This window comes from Bartonella vaga (assembly GCF_037070895.1).
Lineage (GTDB): Bacteria > Pseudomonadota > Alphaproteobacteria > Rhizobiales > Rhizobiaceae > Bartonella.
In genome coordinates this window covers 280,017-300,813 of record NZ_JAYMZK010000001.1, presented here as the reverse complement: position 1 = coordinate 300,813, position 20,797 = coordinate 280,017, and the positions used below count along the sequence as shown (strand labels likewise).

Annotated in this window: 23 protein-coding genes; 20 read left to right on the top strand and 3 right to left on the bottom strand. The window is 37.8% G+C overall.

Annotated elements, in window-relative coordinates; translation table 11 throughout:
* The first annotated feature begins 445 nt into the window (after positions 1–445).
* Positions 446–1,729 carry a ubiquinone biosynthesis hydroxylase gene (locus tag WCP76_RS01255; protein ID WP_336294009.1) on the top strand — a complete coding sequence of 428 codons (1,284 nt, stop codon included), beginning with the start codon at positions 446–448 and terminating at the stop codon, positions 1,727–1,729.
* A gap of 656 nt (positions 1,730–2,385) precedes the next feature.
* Here WCP76_RS01255 and WCP76_RS01250 read toward each other — a convergent pair.
* Positions 2,386–2,673 (bottom strand): H-NS histone family protein, encoded by a 288-nt coding sequence (locus WCP76_RS01250; protein ID WP_336293874.1) that lies wholly within the window; start codon positions 2,671–2,673, stop codon positions 2,386–2,388.
* 127 nt (positions 2,674–2,800) lie between these two features.
* Between WCP76_RS01250 and WCP76_RS01245 the strand changes: the two genes are divergently transcribed.
* The 19 genes from WCP76_RS01245 to virB11 all read left to right on the top strand — a co-directional run bounded on the left by WCP76_RS01245 (position 2,801) and on the right by virB11 (position 17,184).
* Positions 2,801–3,412, top strand: a complete 612-nt coding sequence (locus tag WCP76_RS01245; RefSeq protein ID WP_336293873.1) for a hypothetical protein — start codon at positions 2,801–2,803, stop codon at positions 3,410–3,412.
* 10 nt (positions 3,413–3,422) lie between these two features.
* Positions 3,423–4,049, top strand: a complete 627-nt coding sequence (locus WCP76_RS01240) for a lysozyme family protein (RefSeq protein ID WP_336293872.1) — start codon at positions 3,423–3,425, stop codon at positions 4,047–4,049.
* Positions 4,050–4,191: 142 nt separating this feature from the next.
* The gene (gene korA, locus WCP76_RS01235) at positions 4,192–4,491 is read left to right on the top strand and encodes a KorA family transcriptional regulator (RefSeq protein ID WP_336293871.1); all 300 of its coding nucleotides are present in this window, start codon (positions 4,192–4,194) and stop codon (positions 4,489–4,491) included.
* Positions 4,454–4,762 carry a VirB2 family type IV secretion system major pilin TrwL gene (trwL, locus tag WCP76_RS01230; protein WP_336293870.1) on the top strand — a complete coding sequence of 103 codons (309 nt, stop codon included), beginning with the start codon at positions 4,454–4,456 and terminating at the stop codon, positions 4,760–4,762. Before korA ends, trwL (WCP76_RS01230) begins: the two co-directional genes overlap by 38 nt.
* A 164-nt stretch (positions 4,763–4,926) precedes the next feature.
* A complete protein-coding gene (gene trwL, locus WCP76_RS01225) occupies positions 4,927–5,238 on the top strand; it encodes a VirB2 family type IV secretion system major pilin TrwL (RefSeq protein ID WP_336294008.1) in 312 nt (103 codons plus the stop codon).
* A 133-nt stretch (positions 5,239–5,371) separates the two neighbouring features.
* Positions 5,372–5,683 (top strand): VirB2 family type IV secretion system major pilin TrwL, encoded by a 312-nt coding sequence (gene trwL, locus WCP76_RS01220; protein ID WP_336293869.1) that lies wholly within the window; start codon positions 5,372–5,374, stop codon positions 5,681–5,683.
* A gap of 129 nt (positions 5,684–5,812) precedes the next feature.
* Positions 5,813–6,127, top strand: a complete 315-nt coding sequence (gene trwL, locus WCP76_RS01215) for a VirB2 family type IV secretion system major pilin TrwL (RefSeq protein ID WP_336293868.1) — start codon at positions 5,813–5,815, stop codon at positions 6,125–6,127.
* A 141-nt stretch (positions 6,128–6,268) separates the two neighbouring features.
* Positions 6,269–6,592, top strand: coding sequence for a conjugal transfer protein (locus WCP76_RS01210; protein WP_336293867.1), 324 nt, complete (start codon positions 6,269–6,271; stop codon positions 6,590–6,592).
* Positions 6,593–6,604: 12 nt separating this feature from the next.
* Complete coding sequence (locus tag WCP76_RS01205) at positions 6,605–6,913, top strand: VirB3 family type IV secretion system protein (RefSeq protein WP_336293866.1); 309 nt, start codon at positions 6,605–6,607, stop codon at positions 6,911–6,913.
* Between the two features lie 2 nt (positions 6,914–6,915).
* Positions 6,916–9,387, top strand: coding sequence for a VirB4 family type IV secretion/conjugal transfer ATPase (locus tag WCP76_RS01200; protein WP_336293864.1), 2,472 nt, complete (start codon positions 6,916–6,918; stop codon positions 9,385–9,387).
* The gene (locus tag WCP76_RS01195; protein WP_336293863.1) at positions 9,384–10,148 is read left to right on the top strand and encodes a TrbJ/VirB5 family protein; all 765 of its coding nucleotides are present in this window, start codon (positions 9,384–9,386) and stop codon (positions 10,146–10,148) included. The genes WCP76_RS01200 and WCP76_RS01195 overlap by 4 nt, the downstream gene beginning before the upstream one ends.
* A 131-nt stretch (positions 10,149–10,279) precedes the next feature.
* Entirely contained in the window at positions 10,280–11,146 is an 867-nt protein-coding gene (locus tag WCP76_RS01190; RefSeq protein WP_336293860.1) for a TrbL/VirB6 family protein, read from the top strand.
* A 253-nt stretch (positions 11,147–11,399) separates the two neighbouring features.
* Positions 11,400–12,047, top strand: a complete 648-nt coding sequence (locus tag WCP76_RS01185) for a TrbJ/VirB5 family protein (protein ID WP_336293861.1) — start codon at positions 11,400–11,402, stop codon at positions 12,045–12,047.
* 298 nt (positions 12,048–12,345) lie between these two features.
* Entirely contained in the window at positions 12,346–13,212 is an 867-nt protein-coding gene (locus WCP76_RS01180; protein WP_336293860.1) for a TrbL/VirB6 family protein, read from the top strand.
* Positions 13,213–13,325: 113 nt separating this feature from the next.
* Positions 13,326–13,469: a TrwH protein gene (locus tag WCP76_RS01175; RefSeq protein WP_336293859.1), complete on the top strand. Its 144-nt coding sequence runs from the start codon at positions 13,326–13,328 to the stop codon at positions 13,467–13,469.
* Complete coding sequence (locus WCP76_RS01170; RefSeq protein WP_336293858.1) at positions 13,466–14,164, top strand: VirB8 family type IV secretion system protein; 699 nt, start codon at positions 13,466–13,468, stop codon at positions 14,162–14,164. The genes WCP76_RS01175 and WCP76_RS01170 overlap by 4 nt, the downstream gene beginning before the upstream one ends.
* A gap of 14 nt (positions 14,165–14,178) precedes the next feature.
* Positions 14,179–14,985, top strand: coding sequence for a P-type conjugative transfer protein VirB9 (gene virB9 / locus WCP76_RS01165; protein ID WP_336293857.1), 807 nt, complete (start codon positions 14,179–14,181; stop codon positions 14,983–14,985).
* Positions 14,985–16,148, top strand: coding sequence for a type IV secretion system protein VirB10 (gene virB10 / locus WCP76_RS01160; RefSeq protein WP_336294007.1), 1,164 nt, complete (start codon positions 14,985–14,987; stop codon positions 16,146–16,148). Before virB9 ends, virB10 begins: the two co-directional genes overlap by 1 nt.
* Entirely contained in the window at positions 16,123–17,184 is a 1,062-nt protein-coding gene (gene virB11 / locus WCP76_RS01155) for a P-type DNA transfer ATPase VirB11 (RefSeq protein WP_336293856.1), read from the top strand. Before virB10 ends, virB11 begins: the two co-directional genes overlap by 26 nt.
* Before the next feature lie 971 nt (positions 17,185–18,155).
* Here virB11 and WCP76_RS01150 read toward each other — a convergent pair.
* Positions 18,156–18,935 carry a succinate dehydrogenase iron-sulfur subunit gene (locus tag WCP76_RS01150; RefSeq protein ID WP_336293855.1) on the bottom strand — a complete coding sequence of 260 codons (780 nt, stop codon included), beginning with the start codon at positions 18,933–18,935 and terminating at the stop codon, positions 18,156–18,158.
* Positions 18,936–18,949: 14 nt separating this feature from the next.
* Positions 18,950–20,794: a succinate dehydrogenase flavoprotein subunit gene (gene sdhA / locus WCP76_RS01145; protein WP_336293854.1), complete on the bottom strand. Its 1,845-nt coding sequence runs from the start codon at positions 20,792–20,794 to the stop codon at positions 18,950–18,952.
* Positions 20,795–20,797 lie beyond the last annotated feature (3 nt).

Below are 20,797 nucleotides of genomic sequence, written 5' to 3'. Positions count from 1 at the left end.
AACTCTTTGTACTGCAATCTTTAAGAGTAATAAACATAACGCAAAAATGTTAATATAGCTTTAACCATATAACCACAACAAATTCTTTCTCTATAATGCCAAAAAACATTGTTCTTTAAGACTTAAGGCACATTCATGCATATTTAAAATACAATGTTGTCTATATCTGATTTCAGTTTTCTTTTACATAAACCAAGTATAGAATGGTAGAGTTTAGTGAAAGATCCAGGACAAAAGTGACCAGGAAGCCTATGAAGTAAAGCATATAAGTGGTTCGCCGTAGGAACACGCCGAAAAAAATCAGGCTATTTTCAAACTAGCTCTAAAGAAAGCTTCGCTCTTTAGGGTAGAGAGGGAGTTAAAGTATTGCCTAAAAAATCATGTTAAAGAAAAATATCCTTTTCATTTAAGAACAAACGAACTGCAAACAATGGAACGAAGCGTTGTGTATTCTGATCCCAATAAAAACTTAAAACCTAATAGAAAGACAAAATCCAGTAAAAGTGCAAAACAATGCGATCTTCTTATTGTAGGAGGTGCCGCTGTCGGATTAACATTGGCAATAGCACTTAAGCAAGCAGCACCTGATCTGAAAATAAATATAATTGATGCCGCACCTCAAGAAGATATTCCTTTTTCCAATATACGAGCGCTCGCCCTTGCTGCTGCTTCTATCCGTATGTTAAAACAATTGCAATGTTGGGAATATATAAAACCTCATGCCCAACCCATTCATTCGATGGCTATCACCGATGCGTGCACCAATGATCCTGTAAAACCAACTCTCTTAACCTTTGAAGGGGATATTACCCCCAATGAACCCTTTGCAGCTATGGTGGAACATAAAACACTCATCAGTGCTCTAAAAAAGCGTATAAAAGATCTGGATATCGATGTCATCGCAAATATGTGTGTCGTTGATTTTAATAACCAAGAAGACCAATGTACATATGTTACTTTAAAAAATGAAGAAATTTGGAAAACGAAATTGCTTATTGCAGCCGATGGAGCACATTCGAAATTACGTAAAAAAGCAGGCCTTAAAAACTTTTCTTACCCTTATAAACAAGCAGCAATCATATGCACGATTGAACACCAAAAGCCCCATCATGGTCAAGCAATTCAACACTTCTTACCTTCTGGACCTTTTGCTATTCTCCCTCTCAAAGGCAATCGATCCGCCATTGTATGGACTGAATACCATAAAACTGCACAATATTACCTCAAAGCTGATGCTCTTATTTTTGAAACAGAACTCGAAAAACGCATTGGTCATCAACTGGGAAAACTTTCTTGGAATGGCCAACGCCAAGCTTTTCCTTTGAGCCTTTCTTTAACACGCCAATGCATTAAATCTCGCTTTGTTCTCATTGGAGATGCTGCACACACAATTCATCCTATCGCAGGTCAAGGGCTCAATTTAGGATTGCGCGACAGCGCTGCGCTCGCCGAAGTTATTATTGAAACAGCCCGATTGGGTCTTGATATTGGATCCCTCACCGCTCTTGAACGTTATCAAAGCTGGAGACGTTTTGAAGTTGTATGTATGGCTTTAAGTAATGATTGGCTTAATAAACTATTTTCTAATGATAATCTTCTTTTGCGAATGCTCCGCGATACTGGCCTTGGAATTGTTCATAAAGCCCCAAAGATAAAACAATATTTCATTCAGGAAGCAGCTGGACTTACCCCTAATGCACCACGTCTGCTACACGGACTCCCACTTTGAACAAAAGCTATATAATTACACTTTTTGCAATTAACATTCTCTGTTTTTATCAAGATAAGCCTTTTTCTTAATTTAAAATACCAAATTTTTAAGAAAAACTTGCCATGATATAATTAAAGTTACCCGAAACCTACCATCATGGACTTTTATTAATTATATGCGCAATCATCTCTCTCACACATAGAAAAGACAAAAATTAAAAAGTTTTCAAATCCCTTTATTAAGAGCTTCTTCCTTCATTGATGTGCATAAGGAACTTTTATAAGAAATACTCAAAAACGTGTTATCAAAACCAATGGAAACTGCAGAAAAATTTTATTTTTCAAAATTCTCTCTAATCCAAGTCACGCAATAAATAAAAAAGTAAAGCTGACGCTTGAAATAATAATCGTATAAGAAATAAAGACCAAATTAAAATCCATAAAACACCATGCTGCTATTCTGCAGACCAGCATTTCAAAAACACAAAATCTCTGCCTACAGCAGCACGTTTTTTACACTTTGATGAACCCGTTCATGCTCCCTGTGTTTTTTCGAACGCTCAACTCTTTTAATGCATAAGCTCAGAATTTTTATATCCTGAATTCTCAAAAAGAAAACACAATTCGAATTCATAATTATTTAAAATCCTTACTCCTGCGAATATGGTCTATGTATTATGTTACTTCTAACTCTTCGAGAGTATAACCATTTTCCAACCATTCTTTAATCCACTTAGGTCTACGCCCACGCCCATTCCATAATTCCCATTGATTATTGGGATTTCTATAATGACGCTCCTTGTACACAAGATCAGCTATATCGATTCCATGCGCATTAGCAATTTCAAGAATCTTGCGCCGTGCATTCTGCTTCTCTTTTGCTTGCCGTTTTTTCAGTTCCACATCGATTTTGATACGCATCTCCTGCAGCTCATCAAAATTCATGTTTTTGAGATCATTCACCTTATTATTCCCCTTGCAAAAAAGAATTGTGCTTTGTCATATTCTTAACACAATTATAGACCACTTCTGTCTATTTGTTATCGAAATTAAAATTATGATGAATATATCACTTCGACGGAGATGTGCTTTGAATCGCAAAGAACTGTTTATTTGTACCTCAGTTGCCACAGCTGTATCCTTTTTCAGTTCAATCGCTGAAATTGTTAAGCAGAGCACGCGAGTCTCGCTCCATCTTTCTGATTCTGATGAACAGGTAGTCAAAAGTGAATATAAATTACCAGTTTATAAACTATGGCAATATGTAACAAAGAACAAGCCCTCTGTGCAAAATGATGGTGTTGTTTCTCTTAACAATAAGGAATATTTTTACATACAACGGAATTTTGTTTCACATCAGCACTCTTTAGAAAGTTTTTGGCAATCAGAAAATTATACAAAACCACCAGCTTCAATAAATCCTAAAAAACAACTATCACTTGAAAACAACTTATCCTTCTGCAAACACCTTGGTTGTCGCCGTATTGTTTGGCGTAACCTGTCCAATTTTGTCTCATATATTTTTGCTGACCGGATATTTTCATATGTTAAGAGCATTTTGAGGAAATTTTCGGTTTGTGGCTACAAAAAGTATTTTAATCTAAAAAATCCTGCCTTGCGAAGCTACAGGAGCGCAATGCGGCAGTGGTCAATAAGATCTCATAAAATTGACATTTATGTCAATAATCTTTTTTATTGTTAGGTGTATGTATATGGCTATTCCGAATTTCATATTACTTGTTTTTCCGCGTATACAAGCGGGATGTCTAACAACGCTTCCAGCTGTTATTATGCAAGAATTACGAGGCAAAGTTTGCGCAACGCACGTAAATTGGGATCATAATCTATCGCTCCAGTTTCCCATATTAAACAAAACAATCGCAACTACTAAACTGCTTAAACAAAATGAACATAGTTTTTCTGCAGCTTTAGGACAAATCAGTGTCAAAAGTCTGCAGTGGTTTAGTATTTCTCTTTCTGATGTGCTTGATCCTTGCGTCGCTCTTAAAGTTATACAATCCGTTTTACCCCACAACTGTAAAAAAACAATATTGAATCATAACTCTGAGCAGTCCCCACTGAGTCCTTATGATATGAGGAATTTCAAAAACGGTTCTAGCAATATCTATATGCAGAAAGTCACTTCATATGTTGGAGTACACAATTCTTCAGCTTTAGAAGAAGAGTTACAAGAGTCTGTACAACGTTATAAAAAAAAGTGGAAACAAATAGCTGAGATAGGATCTCTTTCTGTATTTTCAGAAGAATTAGTCAATGCATATATGCATAAAGTGAGCAATTTCATGATACCTGCACAACGGAGGACTCTTCTTCATTGAGAATGATAACAAGAATAGTGATTACTATATTTATAGCTTAAGGCTGCAATTTTGATAAATATAGTGTTAAAAATTAGATAAGGAAATGTAAAGCTCTAATTAGTAAGATTGGAATAAATATCTTCTAATTGAGGGCAAATTGATGAAAATGATAGAGCAAAACAGTGTTGATACAGCGTTCAGTCAAGGAGTAGCGCGTGAAATTACGATTGTAAGGCGTTCAGAAAAGGAATGGTATTTTACATTTATTGCGGATGATCCAATAACTGGAAAACCAGATAAATATACACTTCTTACACAAAGAGGAAAACTAAGAACTTGGGCTGATCCGAAATATCTCTTTAAATTTCTTCATGAGCGAGGAGTTGTTTCCGGTAGCTTTAGTCTCAATCAGGGTGGAAAACATGAAATGGTTAAATATTCTTCAAAAAGCGGTTCATAATAAGGTCATCACGGTTGCTATAGCTCTAATTATGTTTTTTGTGGCTCATCCTCTATACGCTCAAGGTTTGGAAAAAGCCGAAAGGGTTCTAAAGCAACTACAAGGGCAATTGAATACGATTATTCCTATTGTTGCTACCGTTATACTTTTGTGTTTAGCAATTAGTTATGCAGGGCGCTTTATTGAAAAGTCTACATTCATACGATGGGCAATTGGTGTTATTATTGCTGGTTCAGCAGCTGAAATTGCTAATATGTTGTTTAAACCTTGAAGCCAGTTATGAAGTTGGAGAATATGAAATGTTTCCTCTACTCAAAAAGAAAGTTTGTATTCTATGGTTTTATTTTAAACATCTTTATGGGAACGTTATTTATGCTGAAAAAGCAAAGGTGTTGTTTTATTATGGTAACTTCAAATATTATGGAAATAGAAATCATGAAATACTTTAAAATTATTCATTCAAAAATTAGCAATCAGGTCATTATGACTGCGGCAGCTATAAATGTATTTTTTATGATTTATCCTGCATATGCTAATGGCTTGGATAAAGCCAAAGGAGTTTTAGAAAAATTGCGAGATGGTTTAAAAGCCATTATTCCTATTGCTGCTACTGTTATATTATTGTGTCTAGCGGTTAGTTATGCAGGGCGCTTTATTGAAAAGTCTACATTCATACGATGGGCAATTGGTGTTATTATTGCTGGTTCAGCAGCTGAAATTGCTAATATGTTGTTTAAATATCCTTAGAGTTTAATCACAAACTTATATAATACAAAATATTCTTAATTAATTTATAATAAAATACATTTGGTAATTTAATTAAATTGATTATTGTGTTATTAATACTTAACAAAGTTAATCCTTATCCAGGGAAAATAACATGAAACAGTTGAAAATTTTTCAGTCAAAAATTAGCAATAATATCATAGCAATCGCTGCAATTATGGTCATCTTTTTTATGGACGACTCTGTATATGCTCAACCTTTTCAGAAGGTTGAAGGAACTTTAACTACATTTAAAAATGGGCTGATACAAATTATTCCCATTGCCGCAACCGTTATATTATTGTGTCTAGCGGTTAGTTATGCAGGACGCTTCATCGAAAAAAGTACTTTTGTGCGTTGGGCAATTGGTATCGTTATTGCTGGCTCAGCAGCCGAACTCGCTGATTTGCTATTTAAACAGGGTTAAGTTAATTAAGAGTCAATACACCATAAAGTATTATTATTTGTTATAATAAAATACATTTAGTAATTTAATTAAATTAATTATTGTGTTATTAATACTTAACAAAGTTAATCCTCATCTAGGGAAAATAACATGAAACAGTTGAAAATTTTTCAGTCAAAAATTAGCAATAACATCACCGCAATTGCTATGACTATGGTTATCTTTTTTATGGATAACTCTGTATATGCTCAACCTTTGCAGAAGGCTGAAGGCGTTCTAAATGCATTAAAAGGTGGGCTGATAAAAATTATTCCCATTGCTGCAACCATTATATTGTTATGTCTAGCGGTTAGCTATGCGGGACGGTTCATCGAAAAAAGTACGTTCGTGCGGTGGGCAATTGGCGTCGTCATTGCTGGCTCAGCAGTAGAAATAACCACAATGTTGTTTAATAACGGGGGCTGAATAAGATTATATAACACGATATGTTTTTTAAAGATAAATTTTTTACTCGGTAATTTAAGCAAGCGTTAAAAATACTTTTATTGGATACTATAAGGAGAGGCATTGTTTACTGCCGCTTCAATCATAATGAGGATGAAAAGTATGAAACAATCAGATACTTCTCAACCCAAAATTTTTAGAAATATGGGTAATGTTTTTGTAATGGCAATTATGTTTTTAGAAGCTCAGCCTGGATATGCCCAAAAGTCTGTTTCAGAAATTATTAGGAATATGGATATTTTAACAGGTATGCACTACGGGCTAAGTACAGTCGTTCCCGTTACTGCAATTATCATTCTTATATTTCTTTTGATCATTTATATGCTTCGTATCATCGCAAAGGCGACGTTCAAGCGGTGGGTGTTCAGTACCATTGTCGCTGGTGCAGCATTTTACATTAGCCATCTATTATTCAATATTGACTGAGTGGAGCATCCTATGAAATTACAAGGACACGAAGCATTTCCCTTATTCAAAGGAGCAACCCGTGTTCCAACAATTTGGGGAGTACCTATGATCCCACTCATGGTTATGGTCATGGGTGTTGCTGTTATTGCTATGACAATAAACATATTTTTATGGATCATCGCACCACCATTGTGGTTCATTATGGCACAAGTAACAAAAAACGACGATAAAGCATTCCGGATCTGGTGGTTGTGGATCGATACCAAATTCCGTAACCGCAACAAGAGCTTTTGGGGCGCATCAAGTTACAGTCCTTCCAACTATCGCAAAAGGAGATAACCATGATAGCTGCTGAAAACAGCAAACGCCTCTTATCAGAGACACCAGTAAGCCTATTTATCCCCTATTCACACCACATTACAGACACAATTATCTCTACCAAAAATGCAGAGTATTTGTCAGTCTGGAAAATTGATGGACGTTCGCATCAAAGTGCCTCGGAAGAAGATATTTTTCAGTGGACAAAAGAGCTAAACAATACCCTACGTGGTATTGCATCAGCCAACTTGTCATTGTGGACTCATATTGTGCGCCGCCGTGTTTATGAATATCCAGATTCAAGATTTGATAAAATGTTCTGCTATCAACTTGATGAAAAATACCGGCAAAGCTTCGCTGGTTATAATCTAATGGTCAATGATCTATATCTAACTGTCGTTTTTCAACCGATAGCTGATAAAATCATGTCTTTTTTTTCTCAGCATGAACGCGAAACACTCGATCAAAAAAAGATGCGGCAGGAATCATGTATCAAATCTCTTAATGATATCAATCGTACCTTAGGCCAATCGTTTAAGCGTTACGGTGCGGAACTTCTTGGTGTTTATAAAAAAGACGACCATGTTTATTCTTCTGCGCTTGAATTTCTTGGAATGCTTATCAACGGTGAATACCGACCTATGCCGATCTGTCACGACCGTTTTGCTGACTATTTATCTATAAATCGACCTTTTTTCTCAAAGTGGGGTGCTCTTGGTGAATTGCGTACAACCAGTAGAATACGCAGATTTGGAATGTTGGAAATTAAGGAATATGACACGACAACAAAACCAGGCCAATTCAATATTTTACTAGAAAGTGATTTTGAATTCGTATTAACCCAAAGCTTTTCTGTACTCTCTCGACATGCAGCCAAGGATTATTTGCAGCGGCATCAGCGTAATCTTATCGATGCTCGCGATGTGGCAACGAGCCAAATTGAACAAATTGACGAAGCTCTTAATCAGCTTATAAGTGGACATTTTGTTATGGGTGATCATCATTGTACGATAACTATTTATGGTGACACAGTCCAACAGGTTCGTGACCATATGGCAAAAGCAAGTGCAGCTATGTTGGACGTTGCGGTTTTACCAAAACCCGTAGATTTAGCCATAGAGGCTGGTTACTGGGCGCAACTTCCTGGAAATTGGAAATGGCGACCGCGTCCTGCACCAATTACATCGCTGAACTTTTTGTCATTCTCATCTTTTCATAATTTTATGTCAGGTAAGCCAGTTGGAAACCCATGGGGACCGGCAGTTACAATTCTTAAAACAGTAAGTAAAACCCCACTTTATTTCAATTTTCATGCTTCTAAACTCGAAGAAGACGCAACGGACAAACGATTACTCGGTAATACAGCACTTATCGGACAATCTGGTTCTGGTAAAACTGTATTGTTAGGGTTTCTGTTAGCACAAGCACAAAAATTCAAACCAACAACTGTTGTTTTTGATAAAGATCGCGGGATGGAAATTGCCATTCGAGCAATGGGCGGTCAGTATCTGTCATTTAGAGCTGGTCGGCCAAGCGGATTTAATCCGTTTCAACTTCCACCCACACAAGACAATCTGATTTTTTTGAAACAATTTGTTAAAAAATTAGTAGAATCTTCTGGTGAAATCACGCATCGCGACGAAGAGGAAATTAATCAAGCTGTTACATCTATCATGAGCAGTAACATTGACAGGTCATTACGTCGTTTATCTTTTTTAGTGCAATTCTTACCAAATCCACACGTAGATGATTATAATGCACATCCATCTGTTCACGCTCGTTTGATAAAATGGTGTGAGGGTGGTGATTATGGATGGTTATTTGATAATCCCAATGATGCACTTGACCTTTCAACACACCAAATCTACGGCTTTGATATTACCGAGTTCTTAGATAGCCCAGAGACTCGTACTCCAGTAATGATGTACCTGCTTTTCCGTACGGAAGGAATGATTAGTGGACAGCGGTTTATGTATATCTTTGATGAGTTTTGGAAACCGTTACAAGACCCGTATTTTGAGGATTTGGCAAAAAATAAACAAAAAACTATCCGTAAACAAAATGGTATCTTTGTTTATGCCACACAGGAACCTAGTGACGCTCTGGAAAGCAATATCGCAAAGACGCTCATTCAGCAATGTGCAACCTACATTTTCCTGGCCAATCCTAAAGCAAATTATGAAGATTACACTCAAGGTTTTAAATTGACAGATGCCGAATTTGAGCTGGTCAAAGGACTGGGTGAATTTAGTCGCCAGTTTCTCATCAAACAAGGTGACCAGTCTGCTCTTGCAGAGTTAAATCTCGACAAATTCCACGTAATAATCGATGGAAAAACCATAGAGCATGACTTCAGTGATGAGCTCTTAGTGTTATCAGGGACACCTGACAACGCAGAGTTAGTTGAAAGAGTTATCGCTGAGGTAGGAGATGATCCAGCTGTATGGTTACCAGTTTTTCTACAACATGTAAGAACTGAGAGGAGGACAACATGAAAAGAAAAGTTATCTCAATAGTAACAACAATAATTTTAGGCAGCTCAAGCCCAGCAATGGCTTTTGGTTTTTTCGGAGCAGGAGCAGCAGAATTAGACCGAGCATTTCCAAGTTTATGGGGAAGTAGTCCTCAGAAACCTGCAGCTCCAAAACCTGCAAAACCTCAAAAGCCTCCTACACCACCACACTATTCAGAGCTCATCAAGTTAATTAAACAACAACTTGAGCAGACAAAAAAAATACATAAATCTGTAACAGAGAATCGAAAGTTTGGTACCGAAGGACTTGAAAATACAAAAACAAATCACGGTAGTTTTTTTCTCAAAGATCCACAATCAGTGTACAATAAAGATACCGATTCAACTATATATACGTCGCTTGAAAGTATTTTGAAAGAGGAAGAAGTTTCTGCATCTATCCGTGAATTACGTGATTCTATCGATAAACGTATTCAACACGCAGCAGCTGTTGATAAAGCTGTAAGTTTACAAACTTTTCAAGAAACAGAAAACCGTTTTACAAAAATCTCGGAACTAGTAAAGCAAATAAATACAACAGTCGACCTAAAAGGTATTGCCGAACTGCAGGCGCACATAAAGGGCATGCTAGCCATGATTCAAAATGAAGCAACAAAACTGCAAATGGTTGCACATTCACGCAATGCAGAACAAGCGCTTATCAGTCAACAAAAGCAAAAACGGAATATGAAAATTCTTAGCAGTAAAAATAAAGAGATGCCTAACATAAAATTTATAAGATAAAATATTTTCAATAACTTAACTTGTAGCAATGTTTCTTTTTATTCGTACAAACAAGCAACAGAATATTTAGTTCTCCCGTAACAGGCATCTAAAAGTAGTGGAGAACTAAATGTTTGCTAAAGAGGATTGCCATGAACTTCAAAATGTTCACGCAGCTTTTCAATTATATTGATCAGGCAACAAAAATATATGTTACAGATGTTTCCTTAAAGGCGATTACCGCAGTTACACCCATAGTTTCAATCGGTCTTACCATCGCTTTCATGGTGTATGGATGGCTTATCATTCGTGGTGCGGTAGATATTTCAATCTCTGGATTCTTGAGCCGTTGCTTGCAAGTAAGTATTATTACTTCAATTGCACTGTCCGCAGGGCTTTATCAAAAAGAAATTGCAAATGTAATAATAGAAATGCCTCATGGCTTATCAGCCGCACTGATAAACAATTCTCCAGACAGCAAACAATTCATCACTTTGATTGACAAAGCCGCTGAAAGAGGATTTGATTTCGCAAGTGCAGCTTTTGAAGAGGCTGCTTTCGGAGATGTTGATGGCCTCCTTTATGGCCTCTTTGGCATCCTCATCTTACTTGCAACAAGCTTCCTAGTTGCAATCAGTGGTGCATTCATTCTGCTGACAAAAGTCGTGCTTATACTTCTTGTCGGGCTCGGACCATTTTTTATCGTTTCTTTACTTTGGAAACCGACGCATCGCTTCTTCGAACAGTGGGTAGCTCAAATTTTGAGTTATATAATCTTCCTCATTCTCCTAGCCACTATGTTTAATCTGATGATAAATATCTTCGCAAATTATATGACTGATCTAGAATTCGATGGAAAACAAAATGTAGGTCATTCACTTGGTGGTGCTCTTATCCTATCCATTATCTCCATTGTCCTGTTGTTCAAATTGTCAAGTATTGCCAGTGCATTAGCAAAAGGTGTTACTCTTGGACATTTATGGAAATTAGGTGCAACAAACAGCCGTACAATAAAATAATCAAATTATCAAAAATGAATTGAATTAAAAACAATATATTTTATAATCAAAATTGAAATAATAATAAAAAAGTGTTAGGCTAAATCTCATAGCCGAGAAATAGGAGTGTTAAATTGAGATTAATCATTTTTGTAATTTTGATTACGGGTCTTCTATCGGCTTGTGCATCGGAGCCAAAACCAAAGCAGCCGAATACTTGGAATCGTGTACCCGTTAATAAAACAATCCCTGCCGAAATCCAGCGAGGCGCAATATGAAAAATATAACTATCATAGTAATAATAAGCGTAATTTTCGCAATACTAAATTCAGTAAGAAGCTCAAGCGGAAAGGATGCTGAAAAGAATATGTTTTCCCTGGTAGAAAAAATACATAATTCTATAACGGACTCCCAAGCAAACTTACCTACGATTTCAGATTCATCTGCGATTTTAAATGATGAAAATTTTTTGTTTTCAAACCCACAATATATCTACGAACAAAGTAAAAGAGCAGAAATTTCTGCAGAAATTCCTAAATTATTTGGTGAAATTATAAAAAACGAAAATAATCTTCGTGAAGAATCTATAAATGATGCACGCGAAGCTATTGATGAACGCACTCAATATGCGGCAGTCATAGATAAAGTTGTAGCTTTACGGACTTTTCAAGAAACAGAGAAGCGTTTTAAAGAAATTTCAAAACTATTAACCTACATTCAAAAGACTAAAACTTTAAAAGATATGGCTGAATTACAAGTGCGTATGAAAGGTATGCTAGCCATGATCCAAAATGAAGCAACAAAACTGCAAATGGTTGCATACTCACGCAATGTAGAACAAACACTCATCAATCGGCTAAAACGTAAGCGTAATGTGCAAATTCTGCAAAAAAGTAATTCAACGATGCCAGTTATACGGTAAGCGTAATGTGTAAATTCTGCAAAAAAGTAATTCAACGATGCCAGCTATACAGTATGTATATTCCGCAGGGTAAAATATTTTACAATGATTACACTTGTAGGAATGTTTCTTTTTATTGGTGAAAACAAACAAAGTGAGATTTTGTTCTCTCTCAATAAGCTGAAAGAATATGTAGAGATTTGATTCATATCAAAATAATTGCCATCAAAAATTATGATGAGTTGCATAGATTTTAAGTGAACCACATAACAAATATCTAAAGTTAATAGAAAACTAAAATTCTTTAAAGAGGATTGCCATGAACTTCAAAATGTTCACGCAGCTTTTCAATTATATTGATCAGGCAACAAAAATATATGTTACAGATGTTTCCTTAAAGGCGATTACCGCAGTTACACCCATAGTTTCAATCGGTCTTACCATCGCTTTCATGGTGTATGGATGGCTTATCATTCGTGGTGCGGTAGATATTTCAATCTCTGGATTCTTGAGCCGTTGCTTGCAAGTAAGTATTATTACTTCAATTGCACTGTCCGCAGGGCTTTATCAAAAAGAAATTGCAAATGTAATAATAGAAATGCCTCATGGCTTATCAGCCGCACTGATAAACAATTCTCCAGACAGCAAACAATTCATCACTTTGATTGACAAAGCCGCTGAAAGAGGATTTGATTTCGCAAGTGCAGCTTTTGAAGAGGCTGCTTTCGGAGATGTTGATGGCCTCCTTTATGGCCTCTTTGGCATCCTCATCTTACTTGCAACAAGCTTCCTAGTTGCAATCAGTGGTGCATTCATTCTGCTGACAAAAGTCGTGCTTATACTTCTTGTCGGGCTCGGACCATTTTTTATCGTTTCTTTACTTTGGAAACCGACGCATCGCTTCTTCGAACAGTGGGTAGCTCAAATTTTGAGTTATATAATCTTCCTCATTCTCCTAGCCACTATGTTTAATCTGATGATAAATATCTTCGCAAATTATATGACTGATCTAGAATTCGATGGAAAACAAAATGTAGGTCATTCACTTGGTGGTGCTCTTATCCTATCCATTATCTCCATTGTCCTGTTGTTCAAATTGTCAAGTATTGCCAGTGCATTAGCAAAAGGTGTTACTCTTGGACATTTATGGAAATTAGGTGCAACAAACAGCCGTACAATAAAATAATCAAATTATCAAAAATGAATTGAATTAAAAACAATATATTTTATAATCAAAATTGAAATAATAATAAAAAAGTGTTAGGCTAAATCTCATAGCCGAGAAATAGGAGTGTTAAATTGAGATTAATCATTTTTGTAATTTTGATTACGGGTCTTCTATCGGCTTGTGCATCGGAGCCGAAACCAAAGCAACCGAGTACTCGGAACCGCGTACCCGTTAATAAGACAATCCCTGCCGAAATCCAGCGAGGCGCAATATGAGTAAGAAACAAACTAAACCAGTAAAAATTGGACAACTTAATACTTATTATGAAGAAAGCCGAGGTTTGGAACGTGAACTCATTAACGAATTTATAAAGTCACGTAAAACAGCATGGCGGGTAGCAGGTGCTGTTGGAATTTTTGGTTTGTTAGGCATGATGTGCGGAGTTGTTGGCTTTTCTCAACCAGCTCCCACTCCTTTGGTATTACGCGTTGATGGAACTACTGGTGCAGTCGACGTTATCTCTGTAATGCGCGAACATGAAACCAGCTACGGCGAAGTCGTAGATAGATACTGGCTTAATCAATATATACTTAACCGCGAAACATACGACTACGATACAATTCAGCTAAACTATGACACTGCAGCGCTTTTAAGTGCACCAACTGTTCAACAAGAGTTTTATAAAATTTATGAGGGCGAAAATGCGCGTGACAAAGTGCTTGCTAATAAAGCACGTATTACAGTCAAAGTACGATCCATCCAGCCAAATGGACGTGGTCAAGCGACTGTGCGTTTTACGACGCAACAACATGACAGCAACGGTGCAATTGGACTAAAACAACACCAGATTGCAACTATCGGTTACACCTATGTCGGTGCACCGATGAAATCATCTGATCGATTGCTTAATCCTCTTGGTTTCCAAGTTACAAGTTATCGTGCTGACCCGGAAATACTGTTGAATAATTAAGGAATTGAATTATTATGAAAAAACTTGTGTTCTTTGCCTTACTATCTTCGTTTTCCTCTCTTTATACAGTGCCCGCACAAGCGCTTAAGACTCCGTCAAACTCACAATATGATCACCGTATTCGCTATGTAACATATAACGTAGCTGATGTAGTTCAAATTGAAACCGTTCTCGGTGTGGCAACACATATCATACTTGAAGAAGGCGAACAGTATATTACCCACGCCTTTGGTGATTCAGACGCATATGCTTTTGCACACAAAGGGCGGCATATTTTTATTAAGCCAAAAGCAGAATTTGCCAATACTAATCTCATTATTGTAACTGACAAGCGGAGTTACAAATTCCGATTGCTATTTCGAAATGACCGTGCTGGAGCTACCTACGAGTTGGCTTTCCATTACCCAGATATCAGTGCCCAAAAGTTAGAGGAAAGCAGTAAAAATCTTGAAGTTGAGCGTGGTTTTTATAAAGGCTTTAAGGGTTATAATCTCAGTTACACCATGAGTGGTGACAAGGATATTGCTCCGATAAACGCTTGGGACAATGGACGAATCACCTATTTCAAATTCACTGCCAACATGGACATGCCAGCAATTTATGTAGTGGATGCTGAAGGCAATGAAAATTTAATACCACGTACTGTTGTAGGTAGTGGTAATGATATTATTGCCGTTCATAAGGTTAATCCAAAGTGGCTTATACGACTTGGAAACCGCGCTTTGGCTATTTTCAATGAAGCCTACGACCCCAATGGTATACCAAATACAACTGGAACAGTATCTTCGGTAGTTCATCGCATCAATAAAGGAGGTAAATGATGTTCGACAATAAGAAAGGAGATGAGATCAACATAACCGAAAAACTGGATTATACCGAACAAAAACGTATTGAGGATAGCTATGGTAGATCAGAACTAGGTTTAGAACACCGTCCAACAATTCCTGGTGCACGCGCATTATTAATGGTGGGGCTTATTATTATAGTAGCAGTTCCGATTGCTTTGACTTGGAAAGCATTTAAAATGCGTAATGCTGTAGAAGTTGATGAAGAAAAACCTCAACAAACAGTGCAGCAAATTATACCGAGCTATACTCCTCGGGTTATAGAGGAACAAAAAGTTGTAGAAGAAATGGAAAAGCCAACACAAACAGATGATCAAACGCTGGAGATCTCACCAGCTTTGGCTAGACTTCTTCAAACAACAGTTCCACCACATTTGCTCAAAGATTCTGAAGAATCGGCGCGTAAACGTATGTTCAGTTCTAGTCTTAACAATGGTGGCACTAGCGAAAGCTCTACAGGGCATTCCCAAAATAATGCCCTTGAAAATGATAGAAATAGTGGCATACTATTCGATCAGCTTCAGCCTATACGTTTGGGTCAGTCGCGTGCGCTTCAACTTCGTAACCGTGATCTTTTGATTACGCAAGGAACGCAGATAGATTGTACATTAGAAACGAAAATTATCACAACACAACCGGGAATGACGACATGTTATTTAACACGTGATGTTTATTCTACGAGCGGACGTGTTGTTCTGCTAGATCGTGGTTCCAAAGTCGTAGGCTTTTACCAAGGCGGCATACAACAAGGGCAAACGCGTGTGTTCGTGCAATGGTCGCGCATTGAAACACCTTCTGGTGTAATCGTCAATCTTGATTCACCAGGAACCGGTCCCCTTGGTGAAGCTGGTATAGGTGGTTGGATTGATGCACATTTTTGGCAACGGTTTGGAGGTGCAATTATGATTAGTATAATCGGTGATTTTGGAGAATGGGTTAAAGATAAAATTGGTCAAGGAAGTAAGGAAAAGGTAAATTCTAAAAATAATGTGCAAGGTGCTGAATCGGTGGTGACTGACGTTCTGCAAAACTCAATAAACATCACACCAACACTTTATAAAAACCAAGGCGAACGAGTGAACATTTTTGTTGCTCGTGATTTAGATTTCAGCGATGTCTACAGCCTTGTTACACGCTAATCGAATACAAAAAGACCAAGCAGTTGCCCAGCTTTTGCAGCCGCTTGATCGTTTTTTAGAAGATTCCACAATTACTGAATTATCAATCTGCCGCCCCTGTGAAGTGTGGACAAGAAGCCTTCAGGGTTGGCGCGTGCATAGCGTACCAGAATTAACAGCACCTTTTTTGCAAACGCTTATCACAGCTATTATCGTTTATAATAGTATGGCTCCTAAAAGCATTAATTATGTGTTGCTGCCGGGTGGACAGCGTGCCACAATTATACAAACACCAGCTGTCATCGATGGTGCGCTGTCTTTTATGATTCGTAAACATTTTTTAGCGGTTAAGACGCTAGAGGAGTTCAATGAAGAAGGTGTATTTGATAATTGTCTCGATGTAAGTTTCAATAAACCTTCCGCAAAAGAAGCAAATAGCTTATTATCGAAGCAAGATTTTACGCGATTGGAACCATTTGAAGTGCAGCTTCTGCAGCTCAAACGTGATAGAAAAATTCTTGAATTTTTGAAAGAATGTGTACTTCATAAGCGCAACATCATTATCGCAGGTAAAACAGGATCAGGGAAAACGACGTTCGCTCGCTCCTTAATTGAAAAGGTACCAGTAGAAGAACGCATTATTACGATTGAGGATGTTCATGAACTTTTTCTACCTAATCATCCCAATCATGTACATATGATTTATGGCAATAGCCCAGGCCGTGTTTCAGCTGATGAATGCCTAGATGCGTGTATGCGTCAATCACCTGATCGCATTTTTCTTGCAGAACTCCGTGGTAACGAAGCGTGGGAGTATCTCAACTCGTTAAATACTGGGCATCCTGGATCAATTACAACAACACACGCCAACAGTGCTTTACAAACATTCGAACGGTGCGCTACATTGATTAAAAGATCAGAAATTGGCCGTCAACTCGACCTGAAAATGATAAGAATAGTGCTTTATACTACGGTAGATGTGGTGTTATTCCTAAAGGATCAAAAACTCACTGAAATTTTTTATGACCCAATTTTCTCTAAATCAAAAATAGGCTGAGTGGAACTCTGCTTTTAATGCAATAGGATGATCATACAGATAAAAACAGGTGTAAAAATTTGTTATGACTTTTTATTTAATGTCTTTAAAAGTTTCCTTTCTCATTTGATTTCTGAAAGCCTTTAATGTGCTTACAAGAGGAACGTAAATGCTTGATATAAAACTCTATAGAAAAGCAAAAGCACATACGAAATTCTTTTTGTGCGGAGTTCTATTGTCTTTGATGGTTTTTCCATTTATTTCATGGAGGTGCGAATTTTATACAAAATAGGAAAAATCACTGTAAGCGATAATCATAATATAAACAGATCATATCCAATTTTACAATGAATAGCATAACAGCATCATTATCGTATATTTACAAGAAAGTGCCATTGAGATCCCTCTTACACAATACTCTTTCTATGGAAAACCAAATTTGTATCTGAAAATATTGTGAAACAAAATTTGCTACTTCTTTATGGGAGCTCATTCTATTTTAGTGCTTCTTTGTTAGCATAATTTTATAGTATTTTAGATCACCTTCTAATCATTGGAAAGTAACAAGCATTTTTTGTTTCTCAAATGAGCTTCTTACCCCGTTCCCACAAGCAACAGTAAAATTCAATAACAAAACGAAAACTCAAGCCACAATAAAAATTTCTATTTTTCACAGATGAGCATGAAAAAGTACAACACTTACCCATCCCCTGAAATTACATAAGAACTAAGTATAATTTCTATGACAGTTGAATCCGATTAGACAACAGAAATCTATTACAATGTATTATTCACATTCAAGATGTCTTTCCCTAAGGAAGGATCTCTTTTTCTCAAAAGAATAAATATCCCTCTTTAAAAGCAATAATAGCCGTTTTTTGAATTCTCATATAAAATCTTTTATGGATTGGACTTTGTGCATTATCTCACAAAATGCAAAAAGCGCGCACAATCTCGCACTTCCCACATTAGCCTCATTAATTGGTCAGTTTTTAAAAGCGACGCTCAACCATAAGTTTTTTAATCTCAGCAATTGCCTTAGCTGGATTTAACCCCTTTGGACAAGTCTGCGTACAATTCATGATGGTATGGCACCGATAAAGGCGAAAAGGATCTTCCAAATTATCAAGACGCTCACCACACATCTCATCACGTGAATCCACAATCCAGCGATAAGCTTGAAGCAAAATAGCTGGTCCCAAATAACGATCACCATTCCACCAATAGCTTGGACAGGATGTCTGACAACATGCACATAGAATACACTCATAAAGACCATCAATTTTTTGACGATCAGAGTAACTCTGTAACCACTCTTTCGCAGGTTCAGGCGAAACGGTCTGCAACCAGGGTTCAATCACACGATGTTGCGCATAAAATCTATTTAAATCAGGAACCAAATCTTTAACAATTGGCATGGAAGGTAAAGGATATACCTTAATTGGGTGCTTTACTTCATCCATACCCTTGGTACAAGCCAGCGTATTCGTTCCATCAATATTCATCGCACACGAACCACAAATACCTTCACGACATGACCGGCGAAGTGTTAAAGTTGGATCAATATGATTTTTAATAAACAAAAGCCCGTCAAGAATCATTGGACCACAAGCGGAACGATCTACATAATAAGTGTCCAAATGTGGATTTTCCGCATCATCCGGTGACCAACGATAAACATGAAATTCTGTTAGTTGCGTAGCACCTTCAGGTTTAGGCCAAACTTTTCCGGCTTTCACTTGCGAATTTTTGGGAAGCTTAATTTGAACCATAATCCATTTTCCCCTCAGTAAACACGTTTTTTAGGAGCAATACGCTTTAAATCGATACCACCATCCGCTTCAGATGTTAACGGATCAAGATGAACCGGTCGATATGACAATGTTACCTCACCCTCTCGTGACAAATGTGAAAGCGTATGTTTACGCCAATTTTTATCGTCGCGCTCTGGATAATCCTCACGTGCATGAGCTCCCCGACTTTCTAAACGTGCTTCAGCAGAATAAACAGTCGTAATTGCATTTGCCATTAGATTCTCAAGCTCCAATGTTTCAACTAAATCAGAATTCCATATCAATGAACGATCTGTTACTTTAAGATCAGACAATTCATCCCAGATGCGGCTCATCCGCTGACATCCTTGTTGTAAAGAATCTTTTGTACGGAAGACAGCGGCGTCTTCCTGCATAGTACGTTGCATTTTTTCACGCAATACAGCCGTTGGCGTCGTACCTTGAGCAAAACGTAAACGATCAAAACGAGTTATAATTTCATCAACAGCGGCCTCATTAATAGGAGGAATTTCCGCATCTCTATCAATCACCTCACCAGCACGAATAGCAGCGGCACGGCCAAACACGACAAGGTCAATTAATGAATTTGATCCCAAACGGTTAGCACCATGAACAGAGGCACATCCTGCTTCACCCACCGCCATCAAACCTGGTTGAACACGATCAGGTGAATCAGCCGTTGGATTGAGAACTTCCCCGTGATAATTAGTAGGAATACCACCCATGTTATAATGAACTGTTGGAAGAATGGGGATTGGTTCTTTTGTCACATCAACCCCTGCAAAAATCCGCGCGGATTCAGAAATCCCTGGCAAACGCTCGTGCAATATAGCGGGATCAATATGATTGAGAACCAAATGAATATGATCTTTTCTTGAACCAACACCGCGCCCTTCACGAATTTCAAGCGTTATACAACGCGAAACAAGATCACGCGAAGCCAAATCTTTAAAAGAAGGCGCATACCGCTCCATAAAGCGTTCACCCTCAGAATTGATCAAATACCCTCCTTCACCACGTGCACCTTCTGTAATTAAGCAGCCAGAACCATAAATACCTGTAGGATGAAATTGAACAAATTCCATATCCTGGAGTGGCAATCCAGCACGCGCAACCATTCCGCCACCATCACCTGTACAGGTATGAGCCGACGTCGCCGAAAAGTAGGCACGCCCATATCCACCGGTTGCCAGAACAACCATCTTTGCAGAAAAACGGTGTATTGTGCCATCATCGAGATTCCATGCCACAACCCCTGTGCACACACCATCAGTCATTATTAAATCGAGCGCAAAATATTCAATAAAAAACTGCGCATTATGTTTTAGGCTCTGCCCATAAAGGGTATGCAAAATGGCGTGCCCCGTACGATCTGCAGCTGCACAAGTACGTTGGACGGGAGGGCCCTCACCAAACTCTGTCGTATGCCCTCCAAAAGGCCGTTGATAAATTTTTCCTTCTTGGGTACGCGAAAAAGGAACTCCGTAATGTTCCAACTCATATACAGCAGCAGGTGCATTACGTACCAAATATTCCATTGCATCAGTATCACCCAACCAATCAGAGCCCTTTACCGTATCGTACAAATGCCATTGCCAATTATCAGGCCCCATATTGGAAAGTGACGCTGCAATACCGCCCTGCGCCGCAACTGTATGCGACCGAGTTGGAAAAACCTTTGTAATACACGCTGTCTTTAACCCTTGTTCAGCCATACCAAGTGTTGCGCGTAAACCAGCACCGCCCGCTCCAACAACAACAACGTCAAATTTATGATCCACATAACGATAAGAGGCCTTACATACTACAGCACCTAGAGACGATCCAGTACCCATCATATT